The organism is Pseudomonas sp. Tof1 (assembly GCF_055390395.1).
Map to the genome: position 1 here is coordinate 957,366 of NZ_AP024344.1, position 23,265 is coordinate 980,630.

General features: G+C 62.2%; 21 protein-coding genes, 1 tRNA gene and 3 pseudogenes. 15 read left to right on the forward strand and 10 right to left on the reverse strand.

Annotation, left to right across the window (positions count from 1 at the left end; all coding sequences use genetic code 11):
• Nucleotides 1-58: 58 nt before the first annotated feature.
• Entirely contained in the window at nt 59-232 is a 174-nt protein-coding gene (locus ACZ5KU_RS04370) for a DUF3094 family protein (RefSeq protein ID WP_054058994.1), read from the reverse strand.
• Between the two features lie 158 nt (nt 233-390).
• Nucleotides 391-1,019 (reverse strand): annotated as a pseudogene (locus ACZ5KU_RS04375) (DUF1780 domain-containing protein).
• Between the two features lie 134 nt (nt 1,020-1,153).
• Between ACZ5KU_RS04375 and ACZ5KU_RS04380 the strand changes: the two are divergent.
• Together ACZ5KU_RS04380 and ACZ5KU_RS04385 are read left to right on the forward strand one after the other, a co-directional pair.
• The gene (locus ACZ5KU_RS04380) at nt 1,154-1,852 is read left to right on the forward strand and encodes an energy-coupling factor ABC transporter permease (protein WP_464737388.1); all 699 of its coding nucleotides are present in this window, start codon (nt 1,154-1,156) and stop codon (nt 1,850-1,852) included.
• Nucleotides 1,853-1,919: 67 nt separating this feature from the next.
• Complete coding sequence (locus ACZ5KU_RS04385; RefSeq protein WP_464736866.1) at nt 1,920-2,135, forward strand: hypothetical protein; 216 nt, start codon at nt 1,920-1,922, stop codon at nt 2,133-2,135.
• Nucleotides 2,136-2,146: 11 nt separating this feature from the next.
• Here ACZ5KU_RS04385 and yacG read toward each other — a convergent pair whose 3' ends face one another.
• From yacG to pilB, 5 genes and pseudogenes are all read right to left on the reverse strand, one after another.
• Nucleotides 2,147-2,350, reverse strand: coding sequence for a DNA gyrase inhibitor YacG (yacG, locus tag ACZ5KU_RS04390; protein ID WP_017905425.1), 204 nt, complete (start codon nt 2,348-2,350; stop codon nt 2,147-2,149).
• Nucleotides 2,347-2,970: a dephospho-CoA kinase gene (gene coaE, locus ACZ5KU_RS04395; RefSeq protein WP_464736867.1), complete on the reverse strand. Its 624-nt coding sequence runs from the start codon at nt 2,968-2,970 to the stop codon at nt 2,347-2,349. The genes yacG and coaE overlap by 4 nt, the downstream gene beginning before the upstream one ends.
• Nucleotides 2,967-3,839 (reverse strand): prepilin peptidase, encoded by an 873-nt coding sequence (locus ACZ5KU_RS04400; protein ID WP_054058989.1) that lies wholly within the window; start codon nt 3,837-3,839, stop codon nt 2,967-2,969. Before ACZ5KU_RS04400 ends, coaE begins: the two co-directional genes overlap by 4 nt.
• A gap of 3 nt (nt 3,840-3,842) precedes the next feature.
• Nucleotides 3,843-5,059 (reverse strand): annotated as a pseudogene (locus ACZ5KU_RS04405) (type II secretion system F family protein).
• Between the two features lie 3 nt (nt 5,060-5,062).
• Nucleotides 5,063-6,763 carry a type IV-A pilus assembly ATPase PilB gene (pilB, locus tag ACZ5KU_RS04410; RefSeq protein WP_054058987.1) on the reverse strand — a complete coding sequence of 567 codons (1,701 nt, stop codon included), beginning with the start codon at nt 6,761-6,763 and terminating at the stop codon, nt 5,063-5,065.
• A gap of 224 nt (nt 6,764-6,987) precedes the next feature.
• Here pilB and ACZ5KU_RS04415 point away from each other — a divergent pair, with 224 nt between their 5' ends.
• From ACZ5KU_RS04415 to ACZ5KU_RS04440, 6 genes are all read left to right on the forward strand, one after another.
• Complete coding sequence (locus tag ACZ5KU_RS04415) at nt 6,988-7,386, forward strand: pilin (protein WP_464736868.1); 399 nt, start codon at nt 6,988-6,990, stop codon at nt 7,384-7,386.
• A 123-nt stretch (nt 7,387-7,509) separates the two neighbouring features.
• The gene (locus ACZ5KU_RS04420) at nt 7,510-9,153 is read left to right on the forward strand and encodes a hypothetical protein (RefSeq protein ID WP_464736869.1); all 1,644 of its coding nucleotides are present in this window, start codon (nt 7,510-7,512) and stop codon (nt 9,151-9,153) included.
• 95 nt (nt 9,154-9,248) lie between these two features.
• On the forward strand, nt 9,249-10,616 hold the full coding sequence (locus ACZ5KU_RS04425; RefSeq protein WP_416773419.1) for an O-antigen ligase family protein: 1,368 nt from the start codon (nt 9,249-9,251) through the stop codon (nt 10,614-10,616).
• A gap of 39 nt (nt 10,617-10,655) precedes the next feature.
• A tRNA-Thr gene (locus tag ACZ5KU_RS04430) sits at nt 10,656-10,731 on the forward strand.
• Nucleotides 10,732-10,850: 119 nt separating this feature from the next.
• Nucleotides 10,851-12,347 carry an AlkA N-terminal domain-containing protein gene (locus ACZ5KU_RS04435; RefSeq protein WP_464736870.1) on the forward strand — a complete coding sequence of 499 codons (1,497 nt, stop codon included), beginning with the start codon at nt 10,851-10,853 and terminating at the stop codon, nt 12,345-12,347.
• On the forward strand, nt 12,344-12,841 hold the full coding sequence (locus ACZ5KU_RS04440) for a methylated-DNA--[protein]-cysteine S-methyltransferase (RefSeq protein WP_464736871.1): 498 nt from the start codon (nt 12,344-12,346) through the stop codon (nt 12,839-12,841). Before ACZ5KU_RS04435 ends, ACZ5KU_RS04440 begins: the two co-directional genes overlap by 4 nt.
• Before the next feature lie 104 nt (nt 12,842-12,945).
• On the opposite strand, the gene nadC is transcribed toward ACZ5KU_RS04440, so the two are convergent.
• Entirely contained in the window at nt 12,946-13,794 is an 849-nt protein-coding gene (gene nadC, locus ACZ5KU_RS04445; RefSeq protein WP_054058027.1) for a carboxylating nicotinate-nucleotide diphosphorylase, read from the reverse strand.
• Nucleotides 13,795-14,163: 369 nt separating this feature from the next.
• On the opposite strand from nadC, the gene ACZ5KU_RS04450 reads away from it, so the two are divergent.
• The 6 genes and pseudogenes from ACZ5KU_RS04450 to ACZ5KU_RS04475 all read left to right on the forward strand — a co-directional run bounded on the left by ACZ5KU_RS04450 (nt 14,164) and on the right by ACZ5KU_RS04475 (nt 20,598).
• Nucleotides 14,164-16,386, forward strand: a complete 2,223-nt coding sequence (locus ACZ5KU_RS04450) for a DUF1631 domain-containing protein (RefSeq protein WP_273824761.1) — start codon at nt 14,164-14,166, stop codon at nt 16,384-16,386.
• Between the two features lie 82 nt (nt 16,387-16,468).
• Nucleotides 16,469-17,032 (forward strand): 1,6-anhydro-N-acetylmuramyl-L-alanine amidase AmpD, encoded by a 564-nt coding sequence (ampD, locus tag ACZ5KU_RS04455; RefSeq protein WP_054058029.1) that lies wholly within the window; start codon nt 16,469-16,471, stop codon nt 17,030-17,032.
• Complete coding sequence (gene ampE / locus ACZ5KU_RS04460) at nt 17,029-17,871, forward strand: regulatory signaling modulator protein AmpE (protein ID WP_054058030.1); 843 nt, start codon at nt 17,029-17,031, stop codon at nt 17,869-17,871. Before ampD ends, ampE begins: the two co-directional genes overlap by 4 nt.
• 1,131 nt (nt 17,872-19,002) lie before the next feature.
• A pseudogene (locus tag ACZ5KU_RS04465) lies at nt 19,003-19,206 on the forward strand (HAMP domain-containing protein); the annotation flags it as partial.
• Between the two features lie 153 nt (nt 19,207-19,359).
• Complete coding sequence (locus ACZ5KU_RS04470) at nt 19,360-20,064, forward strand: methyl-accepting chemotaxis protein (protein ID WP_416773421.1); 705 nt, start codon at nt 19,360-19,362, stop codon at nt 20,062-20,064.
• Nucleotides 20,065-20,214: 150 nt separating this feature from the next.
• Nucleotides 20,215-20,598, forward strand: a complete 384-nt coding sequence (locus tag ACZ5KU_RS04475) for a hypothetical protein (RefSeq protein WP_054058032.1) — start codon at nt 20,215-20,217, stop codon at nt 20,596-20,598.
• On the opposite strand, the gene ACZ5KU_RS04480 is transcribed toward ACZ5KU_RS04475, so the two are convergent.
• Entirely contained in the window at nt 20,573-21,364 is a 792-nt protein-coding gene (locus ACZ5KU_RS04480) for a TatD family hydrolase (RefSeq protein ID WP_419736941.1), read from the reverse strand. The genes ACZ5KU_RS04475 and ACZ5KU_RS04480 overlap by 26 nt on opposite strands.
• A 2-nt stretch (nt 21,365-21,366) precedes the next feature.
• The gene (cra, locus tag ACZ5KU_RS04485) at nt 21,367-22,362 is read right to left on the reverse strand and encodes a catabolite repressor/activator (protein WP_054058034.1); all 996 of its coding nucleotides are present in this window, start codon (nt 22,360-22,362) and stop codon (nt 21,367-21,369) included.
• Between the two features lie 492 nt (nt 22,363-22,854).
• Here cra and ACZ5KU_RS04490 point away from each other — a divergent pair, with 492 nt between their 5' ends.
• Nucleotides 22,855-23,196 carry a hypothetical protein gene (locus ACZ5KU_RS04490; RefSeq protein WP_464736872.1) on the forward strand — a complete coding sequence of 114 codons (342 nt, stop codon included), beginning with the start codon at nt 22,855-22,857 and terminating at the stop codon, nt 23,194-23,196.
• Nucleotides 23,197-23,265: the final 69 nt, after the last annotated feature.

Here is a 23,265-nt window from a genome sequence, read left to right on the forward strand (position 1 = left end):
TATCTCGCAAGGCTAAAGGAAATCTGTGCTTGCGTTATCCGGGCGAGCGCGAGGCAGCTCATAGCGCCAGATAACTCAGGAGGCGGCTCAACAGGCCCAGGCCGATCACCGCGACGAGCACCACCACCAGGAGCATCCACGGCCGAAAGGGCCGGCGCTCGACCTGATGTTGGGAAAGTTGCAGGTACTCTTCGACATGCTTCTGGTCTTCCGGGTTCAGGCGGCTGCTCATAAAAGAAGGTCTCCTCAGGTAGACGTTACCGAGTGTGTAAACGCTACAGGGGTAATCCCGCAGCGTTTACCTGAGCATAGCCACCTGCTGGGCAGGTTCGTCGTATTGGCTGAATGATAACGCTTTGTATCATTCAGGCGGGCAATTTCGTCACAAACCTACAGGCTGATACCCACATCGAAGACGATGCTGCGCCCCAGGTTGCCACGCAGGAAGTCGGGCGCATCCGGGTGGGCGAACAGCACCCGGGCGAAGGTCGGTCCCACCAGTGACAGCGAGCGCCAGCCCTGGCGCAGGTATTCGGTGGGCGGGGGAAGTGGCTGTTGAGGTCGAGGACCTCGCGCTTCAGGCTGGCGAAGGCGATGATGTCCAGCTCGCTGAGGTCCAGGCCGCGCTCCTTGTAGTTGTGGGATTTCTTGCGCAGGGTCGGTGCCAGGCGCAACAGCAGCTCGGAGGCGGGGATACGCCGCGGCTTGGCCTCGCGGCGCACCAGCTGGCTCAGGGAGAAGGCGCTGCGGCGGCGTTGCAGCTCCTCGCGCCATTCGTCATTGAGGCGACGGCCTTCGTCGAGAACGAAGAACACCTCGAAGCGGGCATCGCGAAACAGCACATCCGGCGGCTCCTGGCCGGCGGGATGGAAGTCCTCGTTACGGTAGGGCACGTTCAGCCCCTGCAGCAGGCGCTGGCAGACCCAACGCTCACGCTCCCATTTGCGGGCATTGGAAAGAAACGTGTTGGCTTGCTCGGCCTGGATGGTCAGCAAGCGTAAGAAATCCGAATCATCCATGGCCCAAGCTTAGCGTTGAAATCGTGACAGCAGGAAGTGCTCTGCGGACTTTCTCCGGGCTCCCGTCATTTCGCCCGGTGTAGACTGTGGGAACCAGGTAGACAAGGAGTGGCGGGTATGACACAGAGGTGCTTGTGATCGGCGCGCAATTGCTGGCGCCCGGGAGCCTGGTCATTGGCTGGCTGATCTACGTGCCGGTGGTGCTGTGGGCGATCTGGCGTTCGCCCTGGGTTGAACTGTTCACCGACAGCCGTCGCCAGCATCTGCTGTTCGGCACCGTATTTGCCTTGTTCCTGCTCTGGCTGTTGCGCCGCGATTTCGACAGTGGCGTGTCCTATCACTTCATCGGCCTGACCGCGGTCACGCTGCTGCTCGACTGGCCCCTGGCGATCGTCGGCGCGCTGGTGGCGCAGCTCGGGCTGGTGCTGCTGGGGCGCCAGGATCTGGCGGCGCTGGGCGTCAACGGCAGCTTGCTGATCGTACTGCCGGTGCTGGTCACCGAAGTCTCCGCGATCGTGGTGGAACGCGCGCAACCACGAAATCCCTTCGTCTACATCTTCTGCTCGGGGTTCTTCGCCGCGGCTCTGGCGGCCTTGCTGTGCCTGCTGTCGAGCCTGGCCCTGCTATGGTTCGACGAGCGTTTCGCGATGCCGGAGTGGCTGGAGGATTTCATCGGCTACCTCTGGCTGATCATCTTTCCCGAGGCCTTTATCAACGGCATGGTGGTCAGTGCATTGGTGGTGTTCTGCCCGGAGTGGCTGGAGACCTTCAACCGCACGCGCTATCTGTCGGCGCCGTGGAAGGACAACGAGCCGCCCGGAAACTCCCGTTGATCTGCATCAAATGACCCGCTTCGCCAGGCGCTCATGCTGGGAAAAACACCCGGGGAGGGGCGCAGTGATGAGTGTGTACGAATGGGCGCGTCAGGAAATGCGGGCCAGTCTGGACGCGGCACAGGCGGCAGGTTTCGAGCCGGGGTTGGGGCTGCGCGCCCTGCTCAGTGCGGTGGTGCAGCAGAGCAAGGCGGTGCGCAGTGCCGAGGATCTGGCCGACGAGCTGCAGTTTCTCGCCGAAAACCTCGATGACGATCAGGATTATGGCTTCATGCGGCCCTGATCCCGTTGCGATCAGTGAGTGCGCGGCGACAGTTCTTCGGAGAACAGCTCGTCCTCGGCATCCGGGGCGACCGGGATCTTGTGCTCTTCGGCCGCCCAGGCGCCCAGGTCGATCAGCTTGCAGCGGTCTGAGCAGAACGGCCGGTTGGTATTGGTCGCCTTCCATTCCACGGGGGCTCCGCAGGTTGGGCATTCGACGGTCAGGGGCTGGCTCATGTTCGGCCTCCTTGTAAGGTCAGGTAGAAGTTGTGCAGGTGCTCGACTTCGCTGTGCAGCCAGGCGAGGTCGCGGTCGTTGACCAGGACATCATCGGCGTATTTCAGGCGCTCCTCGCGGCTGGCCTGGGCCTTGAGAATGGCCTGAACCTGCTCCTCGCTGGTCTGGTCGCGCAGCAGGGTGCGCTCGACCTGCAGCGCTTGCGGCGCATCGATCACCAGCACGCGCTGGGTGGTGGCGTATTGGCCAGACTCGATCAGCAGCGGTGAGACCAGGATCGCGTAGGGCGACTGTGCCTTGGCCAGGTGGCTGGCGATCTCTGCGGCAATCAGTGGATGCAGCAGCGCTTCGAGCCAGCGCCGCTGTTCGGCGTCCGCGAAAATCAGCCGGCGCAGGGCGCTCCGGTCCAGTTGGCCGTCGGCCTGCAGCACGCCGGGGCCAAAGTGCTCGGCGATCTTCAGCAGCGCCGGACGCCCCGGTTCCACCACCCAGCGGGCGGCGTGGTCGGCATCCACGGCGTGGATGCCCAGGTCTATGAAGTGCTGGGCGGCGGCGCTCTTGCCGCTGCCGATGCCGCCGGTCAGGCCGAGGATCCAGGGTTTTGTCGCGGGTGTGGTCATTGGAAGCCGGCAAAGTGCAGATAGGAAGTGGTTATTTGACCACCCCAGAGCAATGCAATCCAGCCGGCAATCGCCAGATAGGGGCCAAAGGGGATTGGCGTCGAGGTCTGGGCGTTGCGCAGGCGCAACAGCATCAGCCCCAGTACCGCGCCCACCAGCGATGACAGCAGGATCGTCAGCGGCAGGATCTGCCAGCCGCCCCAGGCCCCGAGCATCGCCAGCAGCTTGAAGTCACCATGACCCATGCCTTCCTTGCCGGTCAGCAGCTTGAATAGCCAATACACCGACCACAGGCTCAGGTAGCCGGCGACCGCCCCCCAGAGAGCGTCGCTCAGGCTGGTGAACAGGGCGAAGTGGTTGGCGATCAGGCCCAGCCAGAGCAGGGGCAGGACCAACGCGTCGGGCAGTATCTGGTGGTCGGCGTCGATCAGGCTCATCGCCAGCAGGCCCCAGGTCAGCACCAGCAGCAAGCCGGCAGGCCAGCCGAAGCCGAAGTGCCAGGCGATGAACGCCGACAGCAGGCCACAGGCCAGTTCGGTCAGGGGGTAGCGCTTGCTGATCGGCGCCTTGCAGTTGGAGCATTTGCCGCGCAGCAGGGCATAGCTGAGCAGGGGCAGGTTTTCCCAGGCGCGGATGCGATGGCGGCAGTGTGGGCAGTGGGAGTGGGGCAGCAGCAGATTGTAGGTCGTGCCGGGCTCGGCCTGCGGCAGGCCCAGTACATCATGGGCCTGGGCGCGCCAGTCGCGCTCGAGCATTTTCGGCAGGCGCCAGACGACGACGTTGATGAAACTGCCGACGATCAGGCCGAGGATGAGTGCGCAAAAAACAAAGGCCAGCGGGTGGCTGGCCAGGAAATCGGGTAGGGGCATCGTTTAGACCACTTGGCCAAGCTTGAAGATGGGCAGGTACATGGCGATCACCAGGCCCCGACAATGACGCCGAGCACGGCCATGATCAACGGCTCCATCAGGCTGGTGAGGCTGTCGACGCTGTTGTCGACTTCGGTTTCGTAGTAGCTCGCGACCTTGTCGAGCATGTCGTCGAGGGCGCCGGACTCTTCGCCGATGGCTGTCATCTGCAGCGCCATGCTGGGGAAAACCCCCGTGGTGCGCATGGAGAAGTTCAGTTGCATGCCGGTGGAAACATCCTGCTTGACGCGGTTGACGGCATTTCTGAACACCACGTTGCCGGTCGCGCCCGAGACCGAGTCCAGGGCTTCGACCAGCGGCACGCCGGCGGCGAAGGTGGTTGACAGGGTACGGGCAAAGCGGGCCACGGCCGATTTGTAGATGATCGGCCCGACGATCGGGATTTTCAGCAGCGTGCGGTCCATCCAGTTGCGAAAGCGCTCGGATGTCTTGTGCGCGCGTATCAGCCCATAGATACCGCCGCCCAGACCGAGGATCACCACCCACCACCAGTCCTGCAGGATCTGTGAAAGACCGATCACCATCAGCGTGAACGCCGGCAGCTCCGCACCGAAGCCGGCGAAGATCGCCTGGAATTGTGGCACCACCTTGATCAGCAGGATCCCGGAGACAACGATCGCCACCAGAATGACCGCGATCGGGTAGTTCATCGCCTTCCTGATCTTGGCCTTGAGCGCCTCGGTCTTTTCCTTGTAGGTCGCTACCCGTGAGAGCAGGCTTTCCAGGGCGCCAGCCTGTTCGCCTGCATCGACGAGGTTGCAGTACAGGTCATCGAAATATTCCGGTTTCTTGCGCAGGGAGGTCGCGAAGCTGTTGCCTGCGGCGACTTCCTGCTTGATGTCGTCCACCAGCTTGCGCATGTTCGGGTTGTCGAAGCCTTCGGCGATGATGTCGAAGGACTGCAGCAACGGCACGCCGGCTTTCATCATGGTGGCCATCTGGCGGGTGAACAGGGCGATGTCCAGGGGCTTGATGCGTTTGCCCTTGCTGAACAGCGACGAGCCTTTCTTGCGAACCCGGCCCGGGTTGATCCCCTGCTTGCGCAACTGCGCCTTGACCAGCGCCGGGTTGTGGCCGGTAAGTTCGCCGGAGACCTTGGTACCTTTCTTGTCGGTGCCTTCCCAGGCGTAGGTGCTTATCTTTACCGCTTTCGTCGCCATGAATCAGTCCTTGGTGACCCGGTTGACTTCTTCCAGGCTGGTCAGCCCCTGCATGGCCTTGCGCAGGCCCGAGGTCCGCAGGTCGTTGAAGCCTTCCTTGCGCATCTGTTCGGCGATCTCGATCGAGTTGCCTTCGGCCATGATCAGTCGTTGCAGGTCGGGGGTGTTCTTCACCACCTCGTAGATTCCCACGCGCCCCTTGTAGCCGCCATTGCACTGGTCGCAGCCCACAGGTTCATAGACCTTGAACCTGCCGATCTGATCCGCTGGGAAACCTTCCTTAAGGAGTGTTTCCTGGGGAATATCGATTTCCCTCTTGCAGTGCGGGCACAGTTTGCGTGCCAGGCGCTGGGCGATGATCAGGCTGACCGAGGTGGCGATGTTGAACCCGGGGATACCCATGTTCTGCAGGCGGGTCAGGGTTTCCGCGGCGCTGTTGGTGTGCAGGGTCGACAGCACCATGTGGCCGGTCTGGGCCGCCTTGATCGCGATTTCGGCGGTTTCCAGGTCACGGATCTCGCCGACCATGATCACGTCCGGGTCCTGGCGCAGGAACGAGCGCAGGGCCTGGGCGAAGTCCAGGCCCTGTTTCGGGTTGACGTTGACCTGGTTGATGCCTTCCATGTTGATCTCCACCGGGTCTTCGGCAGTGGAAATGTTGATATCCACGGTGTTGAGGATATTCAGGCCAGTATAGAGCGAGACGGTCTTGCCCGAGCCGGTGGGGCCGGTGACCAGGATCATGCCCTGCGGTTGCTTGAGGGCCGTCATGTACAGGTCTTTCTGATCCGGTTCGTAGCCCAGGGCATCGATGCCCATCTGGGCGCTGGACGGATCGAGGATCCGCATGACGATCTTCTCGCCCCACAGGGTCGGCAGGGTGTTGACCCGGAAATCGATGGCCTTGGTCTTCGAGATGCGCATCTTGATGCGGCCGTCCTGGGGTTTGCGACGCTCGGAGATATCCAGGTTGGCCATGACCTTCAGGCGCGCGGCGATTCGCCCAGCCAGGTGAATCGGCGGCCGGGCGACTTCCCGGAGCATGCCGTCGGTGCGCAGGCGCACGCGGTAGACCTTTTCGTAGGGTTCGAAGTGCAGGTCCGAAGAGCCACCCTTGATCGCATCCAGCAACATCTTGTTGACGAAGCGCACCACCGGGGCGTCGTCGGCATCCTGGCCGGCGATCGGGTCGTTCTTCTTGTCATCGATCGACTCGATGTCCAGGCCATCGAGGTCGACATCGGCCATGTCTTCGAGACCGGTGGCGCCGCTGTCGAAAAACTTGTCGATGGCGTCGGTGAGCTTGTCGTCCTCCACCAGGATCGCCTCGGTATTGAGGCCGGTGCTGAACTGGATATCGGTGATCGCCTGGTGGTTGCTCGGGTCGGAGATGCCGACGAACAGCTTGTTGCCGCGCCGCCATAGCGGCAGGACATGGTGCTGGCGGATCAGCTTCTCGCTGACCAGGCCTTTGGGCTGGCTTTCCTTGTCGAGGCCGTTCAGGTCGAGCAGGGCGACGCCGAAGTGCTCGGAGGCAATCTCCGCGACCTCGCGGCTTTTCACCAGCTTGTTCTGCACCAGGTAGCTGACCAGGGACATCCGATTGCGTTGGGCTTGCTGATACGCCTGCTGAGCGTTCTTGTCGGTAATCAGCTCGGCCGCCACCAATTGCTTGGCCAGGCCGGAGAGGGCGATATCGTTCATGTAGGTACCAGACACGGACATTGCGAGTTTTATAGCGTAGTCGGGCTGTGGTGCCAAATCGGGGATGGGGAGGTGACAAAAAATGTCAGGTTTTGTTGTTCTGAAGCAGTCTTTGCAAGTGGTAAGGGTTCAACCACTGGCGTGCGGCAGTCTCATAAGGCATGGCACGGCGCGTGCTTTGACGTACACGAGCCATACGGCCTTTTCACGTTTGGAGACGAAATATGAATGCTCAAAAGGGTTTCACCTTGATCGAACTGATGATCGTTGTGGCGATCATCGGTATTCTGGCGGCGATTGCGTTGCCGGCGTATAACAGCTACACGCAGAAGGCCCGTTTTGCCGAAGTGAATACTATGGCTGACGCCTATAAGACGGCCGTGGCGGTCTGCATTAATGATCTAGGTACCAAAACCAACTGTACGGCAGGCTCCAATGGTATCCCTGCCATTCCTGCTGCCACTCCTAACTTCGCGTCTGGTTCTGTGACTGACGGTACAATCAGTTTGACGGGGACTCAAGCTGCGGGTAACTGGACAACTATCCTCGTACCTACTCTCAATGCTGGTAATATCACTTGGGCTCAGAGTGGTACCTGTGCCGCGGCTAACACCTGTAAATGATATTGAATACTTACGTGGGGCCTAATAATCCAACGTAGTGAAATGAAACTGGTACTCCCGTTAAAGAGTACCAGTTTCATGAGCGCTAAGCGTTTGAACGGCTAAATAATTAGGAACGCTATGGTGTCGCGTCGATTGTTTTTTCTGTTGCTTGTCGTTTTTTCTGCTGGCCTGTTGCTGATACTTTGCTTTCCCTTCTTGAATAATCCCTTGGTTTTTGATGATGAGGCCTTTTTCGGGGAAGGTACTCCTAGTTCCATGCTATCCATGGGCTTTAGCCTTGCTCCACGGTTATGGGTGTACCATTCCATGGCCGCCAGCTTCGTCTATCTCAGTGACAGGATCATCTGGTTGCGAGTGGAGAATCTGATTCTTCATGGCTGCACGGCCTTGGTGGTTTTCGGATTTATTCGTCAGCTTCTCAACAGCCTGGAGAGACGAGCCTCTTTTTTTCTGAGTACAGATACCGCGGCCTTTATTGTCGCTTTTCTATTCGCCGTACATCCGTTGGCCATCCAGACTCAGGGTTACTTGGTCCAGCGCACTATAGTATGTGCCACTCTTTTTGGCCTGCTGGGACTATGGGCGTTCTGGCAGGGGCTGTGTGGAAAGCGCTGGGCGCTTTGGGTGTCCTGCCTGTGCATTTTGCTTTCGCTGTATGCCAAGGAGCATGCCGTGATGTTGCCGGCATTGTGTTTCCTGTTATGGATATTGCACCGCCGTAGCCGACTCTCCGTTTCGTTCGGTACCAAGGAAATTTTTGCAGTGCTGGCGGTACAGGGCATTTTTGCCCTATCAGTTGTATTTTGGGCCAAGGGGTTGATCGGTAATACCTATGAGCTCAAGAGTGGGGAGGTGCTCAGTGATGAAGCATTCCAGCCGAATGGCTCGCTGTATGTGTTGAGCGTGCTGAACCAGACGGGCCTGTTCTTCAAATACCTCTCGGTCCTGATCTTGCCCCAAGGCAAAACGATGGGGCTTGATCTTCGTGTGCCCTTTCCTCTGGGTTACGGTGTCTGGTGGGCCTGGGCCGGTCTCGTGGCCTTTGTTGCCTATGGTCTGGCAGCCTTCACATTGCTGTTGCGTGGGGCTCGTAACGGTCTCCTGGGTTTTGCGTTGCTGTTCCCGTGGGTGATGTTCGCGACGGAACTGGCTGCAGTCCGTTTGCAGGAGCCTTTCGTGCTGTATCGCAGTTATCTGTGGATGCCGGGATTGTTCATTGCCCTGGCATTGGCGCTGCTGCGGCTCAAGAGAATTTATCTGGTTACCCTGGTTCCCGTTTTTGCACTTTACCTGCTTGGGCTTTCCTATGATCGGCTGATGACCCTGTCTACCCCTGTGCTCGTGTGGGATGAAGCCGTTCAATATTATGAGGCGCAGGACGACAAACAAGGTCTTTTTGGTGGCTATCGAGTTTATTACAATCTTGGGGTGACATACCTGGATGCTGGCTTTGTTGATTTGGCGTTGAAAAATATCGACAAGGCGATAACACTTAAACCCAAGTATGAGTATGCCTATTATCAGCGCGGCAAAATTTATCTAATGCGTGGAGAGGCAGAAGCGGCCAAGTTGGAGTTTGAACACGCTATAAGCCTCAGCCCTGACTATGCAAGGCCTTATGTCGGCATGGCTGATGCCCTGAAGAGCTTGGGGCAGTTGGACGAGTCGCAGCGTTACCTTGAATTGGGATGCGACAAAGGCAGCCCATTGGCCTGCTCCCGAGCTTATCCCAAGGCCCCGTTGATGCTGGCTCCAAAAGCCTGATCCTATTGCTGGTTGCCTGAAACAGATATTTCGAGGACGTGATGGACAGTGCCTGGAGTGGGCGGGCAAAGGCCTGGTTGCTATTCACGCTGCTTATGGCGGCCGTTATGGTTCTGGGGCATGGCCTGGGGGGGCATATCGTTCAGCGTCTCGGACAGGTTGTCATTGCCAGTACCGCGCTTGTTTTCCTTCTGTGTTGTCGTAAATCATCGGCACCACCCAGTCTGGTTGATCAGCCTGCGGTTCTGACCTGTGGGTTGATCTTGCTGGCGGGTATAGTCTCTTCCCTAGGCGCACGTCAGCCGGCATGGGCCCTTACGGAAGTTGCACTGATTACGGCATGCTGTCTTTGCGCCACAGTCTTTGCCCACGCACGACGTTCAAACGGGTTGTCTCTTGACCGAGTGTTGATCCTGTTTATCGTTTGGATCTGTGCGTTCAAGAGCTTCGATTTTCTGGCAGTGATGTTTCGCTCGTTCTCCGGCGGCATGGCTTTGCTGGACACAGACGTATTTCTGAGTGGTTTTTCCAACAAGCGCTTCTACGGTCAATTCCAGACATTCACCTTGCCGCTGTTAACCCTCCCGTTGCTATGGGTTACGAGCAAACGGTCCAGCCAAATCTGCACGTTCTCCCTCTTGAGCCTCTGGTGGCTTATCGCGATAACCGGGGGTACACGTGGCACCTGGCTTGGAATGGGGGTAGCCGCCGGCGTGTTGTTTGTCATCGGCCACTCCGGCAAGCGCTGGATTACCTGGCAGCTCTCTGCGGCCGCAGTTGGTATAACGCTTTACTGGCTTCTGTTCAGCGTTCTCACCAGTTATCTCGGTATAGGCGTCAGTAACTTCGCCGGCGACCGTCTGACCACCTCGCTCTCGGCCCGTGACGTGATCTGGCAACAAGCCTGGGACATGATCCGCGAACGCCCCTGGCTCGGCTTCGGCCCCATGCACTTCGCCGATATCCACAACCCCATCGCCGCGCACCCGCACCAGGCCATCCTGCAATGGGCCTGTGAGTGGGGCATCCCCTCCACCCTGCTGGTGATGTGGCTGGTCGGCCGCGGACTCTGGGCCACCTTCCGCCTGGTCCGCGAACGCGCCGATTCCAACGACCCGGTCGACCTGCTGCGTGTCTGCCTGTTCGCCAGTCTTATCGGTGCCCTGACCCAATCGATGGTCGATGGCGTGATCGTCATGCCGTACTCCCAGTTGTGGCTGTCCCTGGTGGTCGGCTGGCTGATGGGCATTCACGTCTGGAAAGGTGAGCCTGCCAAACCGAACGCCTTCATTCATTGGTCATGGATGGGCATCAGCACGGCCGCCGTGCTGTTCCTGGTCTTCGTCGTGATCCGCGACCTGCCGCATCAGGACGCGCGCAACGAGCTCTATCAACAGCAATACGGCGGGCACTTCCAGCCGCGCTTCTGGGTCCAGGGCGTGATCGCGATCAAGCCCGATTAGCTTGCTCCGTTCGTCGCCCGATGCTAGCGTTAGCGCCACGCCGGTGTAGCTCAGTCGGTAGAGCAGCGCACTCGTAACGCGAAGGTCGCAGGTTCGATTCCTGTCTCCGGCACCAGCCTCTCCAAACCGGCCATCAGGCCGGTTTTTTATTGCCCGGCATATTTCGCGACACCTGCGCTCATTGCTGTCCGAAAATGGCGAGTATGCCCCCATGCCCGGTGCTAACCTGCGCCCATGAACAGGACAACCGCTGCGCCATTTCCCACTGCCGATATCTGCGAGAAGGCTCGCCTGAGCCGCGATGCGCGGTTCGACGGGGTGTTTTTCACCGCCGTGCTCAGTACCCGGATCTATTGCCGGCCGGTCTGTCCGGCGCGACCGCCCAAGGTCGAGAACGTGCAGTACTATCCCAGCGCGGCGGCTGCCGAGGCCCTGGGCTTCAGGCCCTGCCTGCGCTGCCGGCCGGAGCTGGCGCCGGGCAACAGCGTCTGGCTGCACGGCGAGCACCGCGTGGCGCGGGCGCTCAAGCTGATCAACGAGGGGTTCCTCGCCGAGCATTCCCTCGACGAACTGGCCGCGCGCCTGGACGTCGGTGGTCGGCAATTGCGTCGGCTGTTCGTCCAGCACCTCGGCGCTTCGCCGATGGCGGTGCATGCGACCCAGCGTCTGCTGTTCGCCAAGCAACTGCTGACCGAAACCGCCCTGCCGATCACCGAGGTGGCGTTGGCTTCGGGCTTCCAGAGTCTGCGTCGATTCAATTCGGCGTTTGCCGAGGCCAACCATGTGGCACCACGGGAGTTGCGACGCAAGCCGCCAGTCGCCGCCGGCAACGCGCTGGTCCTGCGCCTCGGCTATCGGCCACCGTACGACTTCCAGGCGCTGCTCGCCTTTCTCGCCGGCCGCGCCTTGCCGGGTATCGAGGTGGTCGAGGGCGACCGTTATCGCCGGGTGTTCGGCAGCGTCGAATCGCCCAGCTGGTTGCAGGTCAGCCCCTGGGCCGGTGACGCGCATGCCTTGAAGCTGGAGTTGTTCAACGTACCGCCGGCGCAGATGCTGCCGGTGGTGATGCGGATTCGGCGGATGTTCGACCTGGATGCCGATCCGCAGGCGATTGCCGCCACCCTGGGCGCCAGTCCGGTGCTGGCGCCGTTGGTCGAGCGTTTCCCCGGGCAACGCCTGCCTGGCGGCTGGGAGGGTTTCGAGGTGTCGGTGCGGGCGGTCCTGGGGCAGCAGGTCAGCGTCGCGGCGGCACGCACGTTGGCCGCGCGCCTGCTGAGCCGTTTTGGCAGCGTCCTTGAAGCACCACCGGCGCCCGGGCTGGACCGGCTGTTCCCGACGCCGGAGCAATTGTTAGGCGCCGACCTGGGCGCGATCGGCGTCATTCGCGCCCGTACCGCGACCATCCAGGGCATCGCCCGGGCCCTGCTCGAGGGGCGGGTGGATTTTCGCACCGAGCAGCGCCTGGAGGATTTCGTCAGGCGTTGGGTCGCCTTGCCGGGGATCGGTGAATGGACGGCCCATTACATTGCCATGCGGGTGCTCCACCACCCGGATGCGTTTCCCGCCGCAGACCTGATCCTGCGCCGGGAAGTGGTGACGGACGGCCCGCCGCTGAGTACCCGGGCCCTGGAAGCCCTGGCCGAGGACTGGCGCCCCTGGCGCGCCTATTCGGTCATGTACCTGTGGCGCCAGGCCGTGGAGTCGGAATTGATACGCAGGAGCCAAAAATGACCACAAGCCGGATCTACTACGACGTGATTGCTTCACCCATCGGGCCGATGATGCTGGTTGCCGATGACGACGGGCTGCGCGAGCTGCGCTTCGAGCTGGACTACCGACCGCAGACGCCGCTGGAAGGCTGGCTGCATTCGCCGCAGAAGCTGGCGCCGGTACGACGGCAGTTGGAGGAGTACTTCGCCGGTGAGCGCCTGGTGTTCGATCTCAAGCTCAACATGCTCGGCACCGAGTTCCAGCGCGAGGTGTGGGACGCTTTGGTGACGATTCCCTACGGTGGCGTCACCAGCTATGGGCAGATCTGCCAGCAGATCAACCGGCCCAGGGCCTCACGGGCGGTGGGCGCGGCCAATGGGCGCAATCCGGTGCCGGTGATCGTGCCCTGTCATCGGGTGATCGGCAGCAACGGTACGCTCACCGGCTTTGGCGGTGGGCTGGCGGCCAAGCAGTGGCTGCTGGAGCATGAGGCACGGCACTTTCAGTTGCATTGAGGGCCGATGGGGTCTGTGCCTGTGGTCCTGAGCGAGGCTCTGGGCCCTATTCGCGGGCAAGCCGCGCTCCTACAGGGATGGGCGGCTCCCAAGGCTGGATCGGCTCAGAGACTCAAGCGCATCGACAGGTCCACCGCCTTTACATCCTTGGTCATCGCGCCGATCGAGATGTAGTCCACGCCGGTCTCGGCGATCGGCCGCAGGGTGCTTTCGTTGATGCCGCCGCTGGCCTCCAGCTTGGCCTTGCCGGCGTTCAGGCGCACGGCCTCGCGCATGTCGTCCAGGCTCAGTTCGTCGAGCATGATGATATCGGCACCGGCCGCCAGGGCTTCCTTCAGTTCGTCCAGGCTCTCCACCTCGACCTCCACCGGCTTGCCCGGAGCGATCTTGTGCGCCGCGCTGATGGCCTGGGCGATGCCACCACAGGCGGCAATGTGGTTTTCCTTGATCAGGAACGCATCGTAGAGGCCGATGCGGTGGTTGTGGCAGCCGCCGCAGGTCACCGCGTACTTCTGCGCCAGGCGCAGGCCGGGCAGGGTCTTGCGGGTGTCGAGCAGTTTCACCGACGTGTCGGCCACCAGGTCGGCGTAGTAGCGCGCATGGCTGGCGACGCCCGAGAGCATCTGCAGGAAGTTCAGTGCGCTGCGTTCACCGCTGAGCAGCGAGCGCGCCGGCCCTTCGAGGTGGAACAGTGCCTGGTTCGGTTTGACCCGCTCGCCGTCGCGTACCTGCCAATGCACCGCGACCCGTGGGTCGAGCTGGCGAAACACGGCATCGACCCAGGCGGTGCCGGCGATGGTCGCCTCGTCACGGGTGATGATGGTGGCCTTGGCCAGCCGTTCGGCGGGGATCAGTTGCGCGGTGATGTCGCCGCTGCCGATGTCTTCGAGCAACGCACGGCGCACGTTGGCTTCGATTTCGGCGGTCAGGTCGGCGAGACGTAGATTCGGCATAACGGGCTCCACAAACAAAGTCTCCCGATTATAGGGCCCAGGCGCCGGCCAACCCAAGGCGCGCCCATCGAACGCCGCCCGTTGAACCGACATTTTGTCGTTTTGCGTGAGCGTTTTTACGTCTCCGGCGGTCTACACAGCGACAGGGTGAAAAACGAGTTGCAGAGTTCGCTGGCAAAAGTGACATCTTTTGCAAGATAATATGACTTGTAATTGACGTCATAGCTTTGACGTCTCTGTGATTCCCCGATTATCGATAGCCGACAGTGGCCTTGGGCTGGTGTCGGAGCGGGTCGCCGGCGATAGCGCCGCGACCGCGTACCCAACGATTGTTTACGCTGGATCAAAGAACCGCAGAGGGAGGCTTGGATGCACAACGACGGGAAGGTAGTGCCTTTGCACAAGGCTACCGACGAACGAGCGACGCCGTCGCCGCTCGCCCGTTTGCCCGTGGTTCTGCTCCAGGTGCGCGACAAGGCGGCCCAGCAACTCCGGCAGGGCTTGCAGGCGCTGTTCGACAATGCCGACGACACGCTGTTCGAAATGGCCGACAAGGCCCTGAACAACGTTGACCAGAACACCTTCTTCGAAGCCATGCGCGACCTGCGGCTCAAGCGCAAGCACATCGAGCGCGGCTTTCACGAGCGTTTTGCCGACGCTTTCGCCGCCCTTGGCCAGTACGACGTCCACGAGGTGGCCCTGGCCGCGCCGATGTCCTACGACAAGCTGGCGCTGGTGCCGAATGACGAACTGGAGAAAACCGTCGCACTGGATGCGATGGTCGCCAAGGTCCTCAGTCGGGACGGCCTGGCCCTCGGACAGTTGACCGCGCGCCTGAACGTACTGATCACCCGGCGTCTCGACGACCAGAGCAACCCCATGGGGCCGGCGATGCTCTGCGAGTATTTCCTCGAGGCCGGGCGCGACCTGGGGGTGGAGATCAAGGTCAAGCTGATCATCCTCAAGCTGTTCGAGAAATATGTCCTCAGCGACACCGATCACCTGTATGCCGACGCCAACCAACTGCTGATCGCCACCGGTGTGTTGCCCGAACTCAAGGCCGCCCCGGCCCGGCGCGCCTCCGATCGTCCGGCGGCGAATGCGCGGGCCCGCGACGCCGAGGCCGAGTCGGCCCGCCCGGGTACCTCGTCCCTCGACGCCAGCGTCCAGGAAGTGTTCTCGGCCCTGCAGGACCTGTTGCAGCATGTGCGCGGCAGTGTCGCGCCCAAACTGGATGCGGGGTCCGAGATTCAGCCGATTTCCACCCGCGACCTGTTGCGGCTGCTTTCGCATCTGCAGCAGTACGTGCCGGCCCAGGCCGCGACGGATGACTTCGACCTGCGCAATCAGCTGGAGCAACTGCTGACCCGGGTCAGCGTCAAGAGCGGCAAGTCGCGGGTAGTCGGCGGGATGGACGAGGACGTGATCAACCTGATCGCGATGCTCTTCGAATTCATCCTCGATGACCGCAACCTGCCGGACTGCCTCAAGGCGCTGATCGGCCGCCTGCAGATCCCGATGCTGAAGGTGGCGGTGCTGGACAAGAGCTTTTTCAGCCGCGGCAGTCATCCGGCGCGCCGCCTGCTGAATGAAATCGCCTCGGCATCCCTGGGCTGGGGCGCCCGCGATGACTACCAGCGTGATGCCCTGTACCTGCGCATCGAGCAGATCGTGCAGCGGCTGTTGAACGACTTCGTCGACGATCCGGCGATCTTCGCCGAGCTGCTGACCGACTTCCTCGCCTTCACCAGTGACGAGCGCCGCCGCAGCGAACTGCTCGAGCAGCGCACCCGTGATGCCGAGGAGGGCCGGGCCAAGGCCGAACTGGCGCGCCAACGGGTCCAGGAAGTATTGAACGAGCGACTGTTGGGCAAGACCCTGCCCGAAGTCGTGGTGCGCCTGCTGCAGGAAGCCTGGAGCAAGGTGCTGTTGCTGGTCTGGCTCAAGCACGGCGAGCAGTCCGTCGAGTGGCGGGCCGGCCTGCAGACCATGGATGAACTGATCTGGAGCGCCGATCCGCAAGGGGTGGCCGATGCGCGGCTACGCCTGCTGGATCTGGTGCCCGGCCTGCTCAAGGCGCTGCGGGACGGCCTGGCCAGTGCGGCGTTCGATCCGTTCGCCACCAGCGAATTCTTCAGCCAGCTGGAGAGCCTGCATGTCCAGGTTTTCCAGCGCCTGGCCAGGCAGAGCGTCGAGCCGGCCAGGAACGAGGCGGAGCAACCGGCGATGGTCGAGGTGCTCGAGGAAATCGTCCTCAGTGCCGCCGATGGCGGTCATCGTGAAGAGCGTACGATGGAGCTGCCGGAAGACGATGCCGGCCTGCTGTGGGTGCGGCAATTGCGCATCGGCAACTGGGTCGAGTTCCGCGAAGACGAAGAGAATGGCCAGCGTTGCAAGCTGGCGGCGATCGTCGAGCCGACCGGCAAGTACATTTTCGTCAACCGTACCGGCATGAAGGTGCTGGAGCGTACGGCCCGGGGGCTGGCCGTCGAGTTCCGCCGCGGTGCGGTCCGCCTGCTGGACGACACGCTGCTGTTCGACCGGGCCCTGGCCTCGGTCATCGGCAATCTGCGGCGCCTGAAGACGCGCTGAGGTTTTTCTGCGCGGGCGCTGCCCATCGAGGCCGCTCTCACGGCATACTGAGGCGGTCGCTTTCATCCTCGAAGGAATCTGTATGCAGCTGGATCCCGCCACGGGTTGGTGCCAGGCAGTCGTTCACTGCCCGTCGCCCAACTTCAATGAGCGTCCCGAAGGGGAGGTTTCCCTGTTGGTGATCCACAACATCAGCCTGCCGCCGGGGCAGTTCGGTACCGGCAAGGTGCAGGAGTTCTTTCAGAATCGCCTGGATATTACGGAACACCCTTACTTCGACGGTATCGCCCACCTACGGGTGTCTGCGCATTTTCTGATTGAACGTGACGGCAAGGTCACGCAGTTTGTCTCCTGTCTGGAACGGGCCTGGCATGCCGGCGTGTCGAGTTTCGAGGGGCGTGAGACCTGCAATGATTTTTCCCTGGGCATCGAGCTGGAGGGCACCGATGATCTGCCTTTCACCGAGGCGCAGTACCATTCGCTGATTGCCCTGACTCGCCAGCTCATGGCGACGTACCCGGCCATCACGCCGCAACGGATCTGCGGCCACAGCGACATTGCCCCGGGGCGCAAGACCGATCCGGGCGAAGGCTTTGACTGGGGGCGTTTTCGCGCCGCCCTGCTGGAAAAAGGAGAGTCGCAATGAGTTTTCTGGTGCTGCTGCTGGCGGTGTGGATCGAGAAGTTCTCGGCCTTGCGCCAGCGTGTCCAGCGTGACGGTGCCTGGCTGGCCGAACTGGCCCGGCTCGAATCCAGCCCGCGCTGGGCGAAACGGCCCTGGGTGATCCTCAGCCTGCTGGTGCTGTTGCCGGTGGTCCTGCTCGGCCTGCTGCTGATGGTGCTGCAGCCGGTGGCCTATGGTCTGCTGGCGCTGCCGGTGCATCTGCTGGTGGTGGTCTACAGCCTGGGCCGTGGTGACCTGTTGGCGGCGCTGGGACCGTTCCGCGATGCCTGGCGGCGCGGCGACCTGCAGGCCGGGGTGCATGTGGCCCGCCGCGACATGAACCTTACCTGTGCCGAAAACGGCGAAGAGTTGCTGGAGAAGGTCCAGGGCTATCTGCTGTGGCAGGCCTACCAGAGCTTCTTCGCGGCGATCTTCTGGTACTTCCTGCTCGGGCCGGTCGCTGCCCTGAGCTATCGCCTGCTGGCCCTGGCGGCGGAGCACAGCCAGAACCCGGCGCTGGCCGAACGTGCCACCCTGCTGCGCCATGCCTTCGACTGGCTGCCGGTGCGCCTGCTGGCGGCGAGCCTGGCGCTGGTCGGCAACTTCGTGGCGGTCAGCCGGATCATGTTGCACGAACTGCTCAACTGGGACATCAGCGCCCGGCAACTGATCGAGAAGGTCGGACGGGTCGCTGGGGAAGTACCGACCTCGGCGGAGGGCCCGGATGGCGTTTCCAGCCTGGACAGCCTGTGGGAATTGCTGCTGCGGGCGGCGGTGCTCTGGTATGCCGGGTTTGCCCTGTGGACGGTATTGATTCGCTAGCGGTCGGTGTCGTCCACCCCAAGGCTCACCTCCCCGGCCTGGTTAACCTTAAGTTACAAAACTCCCTTTCAAATTAAGTTATACAGGCAGTAGCTGCGGATACTGGCTATATGCCTGTGCCGCTGCCGCCACTATAAAAATAATAGGAAAGGGAGCGTTCTAGTGAAGAGTCTGCTATTTCCCGCCGTTGCCCTGATGAACCGCCTGAGCTTCGGGAAGAAGTTCAGCCTGATCAGTGTGCTGTTCTTCGTGCCGATGCTGGTGACCAACTTCTATCTGGTACGCGATTCCTACCGCGAGTTCTCCGCCACCCAGGTCGAACTGCAAAGCCTGGACCTGCTTGGCAACAGCCTGACCCTGCTGCGCGACCTGGAAACCCTGAACAACCAGGTGCAGATCAATGCCGTGCTCGGCCAGTCCGGCAAGGCCGGGGATCTGGAAGGGCGCATCAGCCAGCTCGAACAGAGCGTGCTCGGCCGCCTGCAAGGCCTGACGGCGGTGACCGGCGACCCGGAGCAACTGGCGCTGTTCACCGCCAAGCGCGACGAACTGATCGCCGCGTTCAAGGCCCAGCAAGGCGAAACCTCCCTGCAGAGCAAAAGTGCGCTGATCGAAAAGCTGCTGGGCAAGGCGCAGATCTTCAGCAAGATCGTCGCCAGCCAGTCCGGGCTCAGCCGCGATGCCCAGGGCGACCTGCGCCAGTTGAGCGAACTGGTCACCGGTGTCACCCCGCAAGTCACCCAGACCCTCGGCGAGGGGCGCGCCATGGGGGCCTATTCCCTCGGCCAGGGCTTCCTCAATTCATCCTCGAGCACCCGTTTCGACGAACTGCTGCAACAGATCGAGAAGCTGCAGGCCGAATATGCGCTCAAGCTGCAGGATGCCCTGGGCGGTAGCCGCAACGCCCACTCCGCTCTGGATGCATTGGCCAACGCCAGCCAGGCCTCGCTGAAAAAGGCCAGCGAACTGTTCGAGGAGCAGGTGGTGATGGCCGAAACCCTGGAAGCGCCCTGGCCGCCGTTCTACGAGCAGGTCAGCACGCTGATGGCCCGGACCTACCAGCTCAATGACGCGACACTGGCGTATTTCGCCCAGGAACTGCAGCAACGGCTGGAGCACAAACGCCTGCAGATGCTCCTGCTGGTCGCGGCACTGGCGGTGGTGTTTCTCTCGATCGTCTACCTCTACGGCGGTTTCTACGCCTCGACCCGCACGACCCTGCGACGCCTGGGCCAGATGATGGACAAGGTCGCGGCCGGGGACATGACGGTCAATTTCGTCGCCCACAGTCGTGATGAACTGGGGGAGTTGGGCGCGGTGTTCAACGGTACCGTGGCGAAGATCCATGACCTGATCGAGCGGGTCGGGCAGACCGTCGGCGAGGTCGAACGCCAGGCCGGGCAGGTGGAGTCGGTGTCGGCTCGCAGCAACCAGGCGGTGGCCGGCCAGCGCAGCCAGATCGAACAGGTCGCTACGGCCATGAACCAGATGTCGGCGACCGCCCAGGAGGTGGCGCGCAGCGCCGCGGCAGCGGTCAGCAGTGCCCATAGCGTCAATGACGAAACCCTCAACGGTCGGGCGCTGGTGGAATCCCAGCAGGGCTGCATCGCCCAGTTGGCCGGCGAGATCGATCAGTCGGTGCAGGTGATCAACCAGTTGGCGATCGACAGCCAGTCCATCAGCCAGATCCTGGAAGTGATCAAGAGCATTGCCGAACAGACCAACCTGTTGGCCTTGAACGCCGCCATCGAGGCCGCGCGCGCGGGCGAGCAGGGCCGTGGTTTTGCCGTGGTGGCCGACGAGGTCCGCACCTTGGCCAGGCGCACCCAGCAATCCACCGAGGAAATCGAGCAGATGATCGGCAAGCTGCACGGCGGCGTCGGCGCGGCGGTCAAGGCCATGGGCGTCAGCCACCAGATGGCCGATGGCACGGTGGGACAGTCGGAAAAGGTCCAGCTCGCCCTGGAAAACATCCTTGGCGCCGTCGGCATGATCGTCGACCAGAACCAGCAGATCGCCGCCGCCGTCGAGCAGCAGACCGCCGTGGCCCACGACATCGACCAGAACATCGTCGAGATCAACCGGGCCGGCGAGCGCACTGCCGAGGGGGCCCACCAGACCGAAAGCGCCAGCCGGCAATTGTCGGCCCAGGTGGTCGAGCTGAAGCAACTGATCGGTGCCTTCCGGGTGTGAGGCTTGGAACAGGTTGTAGTACTTGATTGCTTGGTGTGTAGGCAAAATCCTGTTTTCTTTAGCGGCCGACCTTTCTGCGCAGGATGAGCGAAAATTCGCTGATCCAGTTTCACCGACCGCTCGGGAGGAACCGCTTTGAAGGAGACGCGCATGGGCATCAACGGGGTGTGTGCCCACTGTAATGGCACCTTCCCCCTCAGTGCATGGCACCTGAATGCAATTGCCATCAAGGAGAGCTTTGCCTGCCGTTGCTGCAACAGGCCGCTGCAACTCGATTGCCCGCAACAGTTCAAGCGCTTCAAGGCGCTCGATGCCCTGTCGGTGCTCAAGGCCAGCATGGTCGTGCTGATCGGGGCTTCGCTGCTGGTGGCTCTGGTCTGTGAGTGGATCGGGCTGATCAGCCTGATGGAGCAGCTCAACTTTTCCCTGCTGGCGCTGCTGTTGTACTTCGCGACCCTGCGCTACGCCCACGCCCGGCAACGGATGACCCTGATCCTGCAGCCCGCGCTCAGGCCGGATTCGTCGACCAGTTGAATACCGCGCAGGCATTGGCGGTACTGGCGGCCGCCAATGCCTGCGGGCTGATGCCCATGAGTTCGGCGAGGGCGGCGCAAATGGCCGGCAGGTGTTCCGGGCTGTTGCGCAGCCCGGGGTACATCACCGGCGCCATGTCCGGCGAATCGGTTTCCAGCACCACGGCCTCCAGCGGCAGGTCGGCGATGACCTTGCTCAGGCGCCGGGCCTGCGGCCAGGTTCCGGCACCGCCGAGGCCGAGCCTGAAGCCCAGCCGGAGGTATTCCCGGGCCTCCTCGCGGCTGCCGGCAAAGGCATGGATGATGCCGCCCCGGGCCAGGCGAAAGCGCTTGAGCGTGGCGATGGTCGCGGCGTGGCTGCGCCGCACATGCAGCAATGCCGGCAGGTTGAACTCCGCGGCCAGCTGCAGTTGCGCCTCGAACAGCGCCTGCTGGCGCTCGCGGTCGAGCTGCGGGAGAAAGTAGTCCAGGCCGAACTCACCCACTGCGCACAGTTGCGGGTGACCGGCCAGGCGGCCCAGCCAGTCGCGCAGAGCGCTCACGTCATCCGGGCGATGATCGTCCAGATAAACCGGATGCAGGCCGAGCGCCGCATGCAGTTGCCGGTCACCCTGTACCAGCTCCCAGACCCGCTGCCAGTTGTCCCGGTAGACCCCCAGCACCACCATCCGCCCGACGCCGAGGGCGCGGCTGCGTTCGAGCAACGCGTCGCGGTCGGCGTCGAAGTCCGGAAAATCGAGGTGGGTGTGGGTGTCGATCAGTTCCATGCTCAAGCCTCGCGGATGCGCTGCTTGAAGGTCCGGGCGATGGCCTGGACGCCGGGTTGGTAGTTCTTCTCCTCGATGGCGGCCAGGGCCAGTTGCAGGGCTTTTTCCGCGATCAGTTGATGCTGCTGGGCCATGGCGTTTACCGGCAGCGGCAGGAAGTCCAGCAACTGCGTGTCACCGAAGGTACCCAGGCGCAGCGGTTGCGGGTTGAGCGGCTGGGCTTGCAGGGCATCGAACACGCCCTGCAGCAGTACGTAGGAGGTGGTGACCAGCGCATCGGGCAGGTGGCCGAGGCGCTCGACCAGCGCCTGCATCAACTCGCGGCCGCACTCGCGGCTGAAGGCTTCGCCATGCTCGATCAGCACCTCGCCGGCGAAACCGCCCAGGGCGTCCTGGAAGCCGGCGGCCCGCTGCTGGCTGATGCTCAATTCGGCGCGGGCACCGATCAGGGCGATATGCCGGGGCTTGGGTTGCAGCAGGCTGCGGGTCAGTTGCAGGCTGGCTTGATGGTCATCGCTGACGACCGAGCAGAAATGCGTCGGCTGCATTTCCCGGTCGATAGCGATGATCGGCAGGCCCAGCTCCTGCAACTGGCGATAGCTGTCGTCCTCCTCGGGCAGGCAACTGGCGACGAACAGCCCATCGCAACGCCGGGCGCGGAACAGTTGCAGCAGCTCGCGTTCGCTCTGCGGGTCATCGTCGGAACTGGCGATCAGCAGTTGATAACCGCGGGCCCGCGCACCTTGCTCCAGCAGCTTGGCGATGCGCGCGTAGCTGGGGTTCTCCAGGTCCGGCAGGATGAAGCCGAGGGTGCGCGTCTTGCGACTGCGCAGCCCGGCAGCCTGGGGGTTGGGGGTGAAGCCATATTGCTCGACCACTGCCCGTACCCGTTCCACGGTACTGCTGCTGATGCGCTGTTGCTCGGCCTTGCCGTTGATGACGTAACTGGCGGTGGTAACCGACACCCCGGCCAGTTGGGCAATATCACTGAGTTTCAAGCGGATGATTCCTTGTTAGCTGTAGCTCGCTGGCTGCATGTTGGCTGATCCTATCCTATTTTCGGCAGGTGGCAGTGGGAAGGGTGCCTGCTGTGGGACGGCTCGGGAATTGGACCTGGGTCGCCGTCGTCCGGGCGGGGCCGCTGGGGCAGGGGTTCTGGCCGTTTGTAATGCGAAGAAATAGCTTTCAAAAAGAACTTATATTTCCTACGTGTTTTTGGCGTGGGAGAATATTGAGTGCGCTCAGTGCCGTGTCTACATTCCCGGTGTCGCTGCCAAATCAGCGATACGGGTTTCGCAGCCCGGTATTTCAGTCGGGCGCACAGCGCCGCGCAAGCGGCTTTTTCATGTCTGCTTTATGGTGGGCTGTGCGCAGGAGGCTTATGCCTGCCGGTTTTTTCCTGACTGACCGGTCTGCGAACCTGCGTACAGTTCGCCACCCTTGTGTCGCAGCGAGCGTGGAGATCCCCTACAACAGTCAGGAGATTCACCGTGGCCAAGAAAATCACCCCCGATCCGCCTCCCGTTTTCGACGATCCCGTGAAACCCCAGCGGCCCGATGCGGCCCGCTTGCTTGATACCCTCGCGTTGACCCTGGCCAGAACCGTCGAACCCGCCGACCCGCTCAAACCCACGCTGTTTGCCATTCAGCCCGGCGTCACGGCCCACGATGCGCTGAGCTACGTCTCGAAGTTGCTGGAGGTTGCCGAACTGAACGGTGACGAAATCGGCCTGCATGCCAACCCGGTGGAACGTACCCTGTTCTGGGGCATGCTGCACTCGGTGGAAATGGCGAGGGCGGTGGTGGATGCGTTGCTGGAGGGGACGGATTAGCGGTTAAGCCCTTGCGGCCCTAGGCTGTGTACGAAATTGTTTGAAACGCAGGTTAGGCAAGGCAAAAAC

Bases quoted from the DNA above. Each gene is read 5' to 3' on its own strand.
- ACZ5KU_RS04475 (WP_054058032.1), top strand. From the start codon at position 20,215: ATGGGCATCAACGGGGTGTGTGCCCACTGTAATGGCACCTTCCCCCTC.
- ACZ5KU_RS04425 (WP_416773419.1), top strand. From the start codon at position 9,249: ATGGCGGCCGTTATGGTTCTGGGGCATGGCCTGGGGGGGCATATCGTT.
- ACZ5KU_RS04440 (WP_464736871.1), top strand. From the start codon at position 12,344: ATGACCACAAGCCGGATCTACTACGACGTGATTGCTTCACCCATCGGG.
- ampE (WP_054058030.1), top strand. From the start codon at position 17,029: ATGAGTTTTCTGGTGCTGCTGCTGGCGGTGTGGATCGAGAAGTTCTCG.
- yacG (WP_017905425.1), bottom strand. From the start codon at position 2,350: ATGAGCCAGCCCCTGACCGTCGAATGCCCAACCTGCGGAGCCCCCGTG.
- ACZ5KU_RS04450 (WP_273824761.1), top strand. From the start codon at position 14,164: ATGCACAACGACGGGAAGGTAGTGCCTTTGCACAAGGCTACCGACGAA.
- ACZ5KU_RS04480 (WP_419736941.1), bottom strand. From the start codon at position 21,364: ATGGAACTGATCGACACCCACACCCACCTCGATTTTCCGGACTTCGAC.
- ACZ5KU_RS04400 (WP_054058989.1), bottom strand. From the start codon at position 3,839: ATGCCCCTACCCGATTTCCTGGCCAGCCACCCGCTGGCCTTTGTTTTT.
- ACZ5KU_RS04415 (WP_464736868.1), top strand. From the start codon at position 6,988: ATGAATGCTCAAAAGGGTTTCACCTTGATCGAACTGATGATCGTTGTG.
- coaE (WP_464736867.1), bottom strand. From the start codon at position 2,970: ATGACCACACCCGCGACAAAACCCTGGATCCTCGGCCTGACCGGCGGC.
- ampD (WP_054058029.1), top strand. From the start codon at position 16,469: ATGCAGCTGGATCCCGCCACGGGTTGGTGCCAGGCAGTCGTTCACTGC.
- nadC (WP_054058027.1), bottom strand. From the start codon at position 13,794: ATGCCGAATCTACGTCTCGCCGACCTGACCGCCGAAATCGAAGCCAAC.
- ACZ5KU_RS04435 (WP_464736870.1), top strand. From the start codon at position 10,851: ATGAACAGGACAACCGCTGCGCCATTTCCCACTGCCGATATCTGCGAG.
- ACZ5KU_RS04385 (WP_464736866.1), top strand. From the start codon at position 1,920: ATGAGTGTGTACGAATGGGCGCGTCAGGAAATGCGGGCCAGTCTGGAC.
- ACZ5KU_RS04470 (WP_416773421.1), top strand. From the start codon at position 19,360: ATGTCGGCGACCGCCCAGGAGGTGGCGCGCAGCGCCGCGGCAGCGGTC.
- ACZ5KU_RS04370 (WP_054058994.1), bottom strand. From the start codon at position 232: ATGAGCAGCCGCCTGAACCCGGAAGACCAGAAGCATGTCGAAGAGTAC.
- pilB (WP_054058987.1), bottom strand. From the start codon at position 6,763: ATGAACGATATCGCCCTCTCCGGCCTGGCCAAGCAATTGGTGGCGGCC.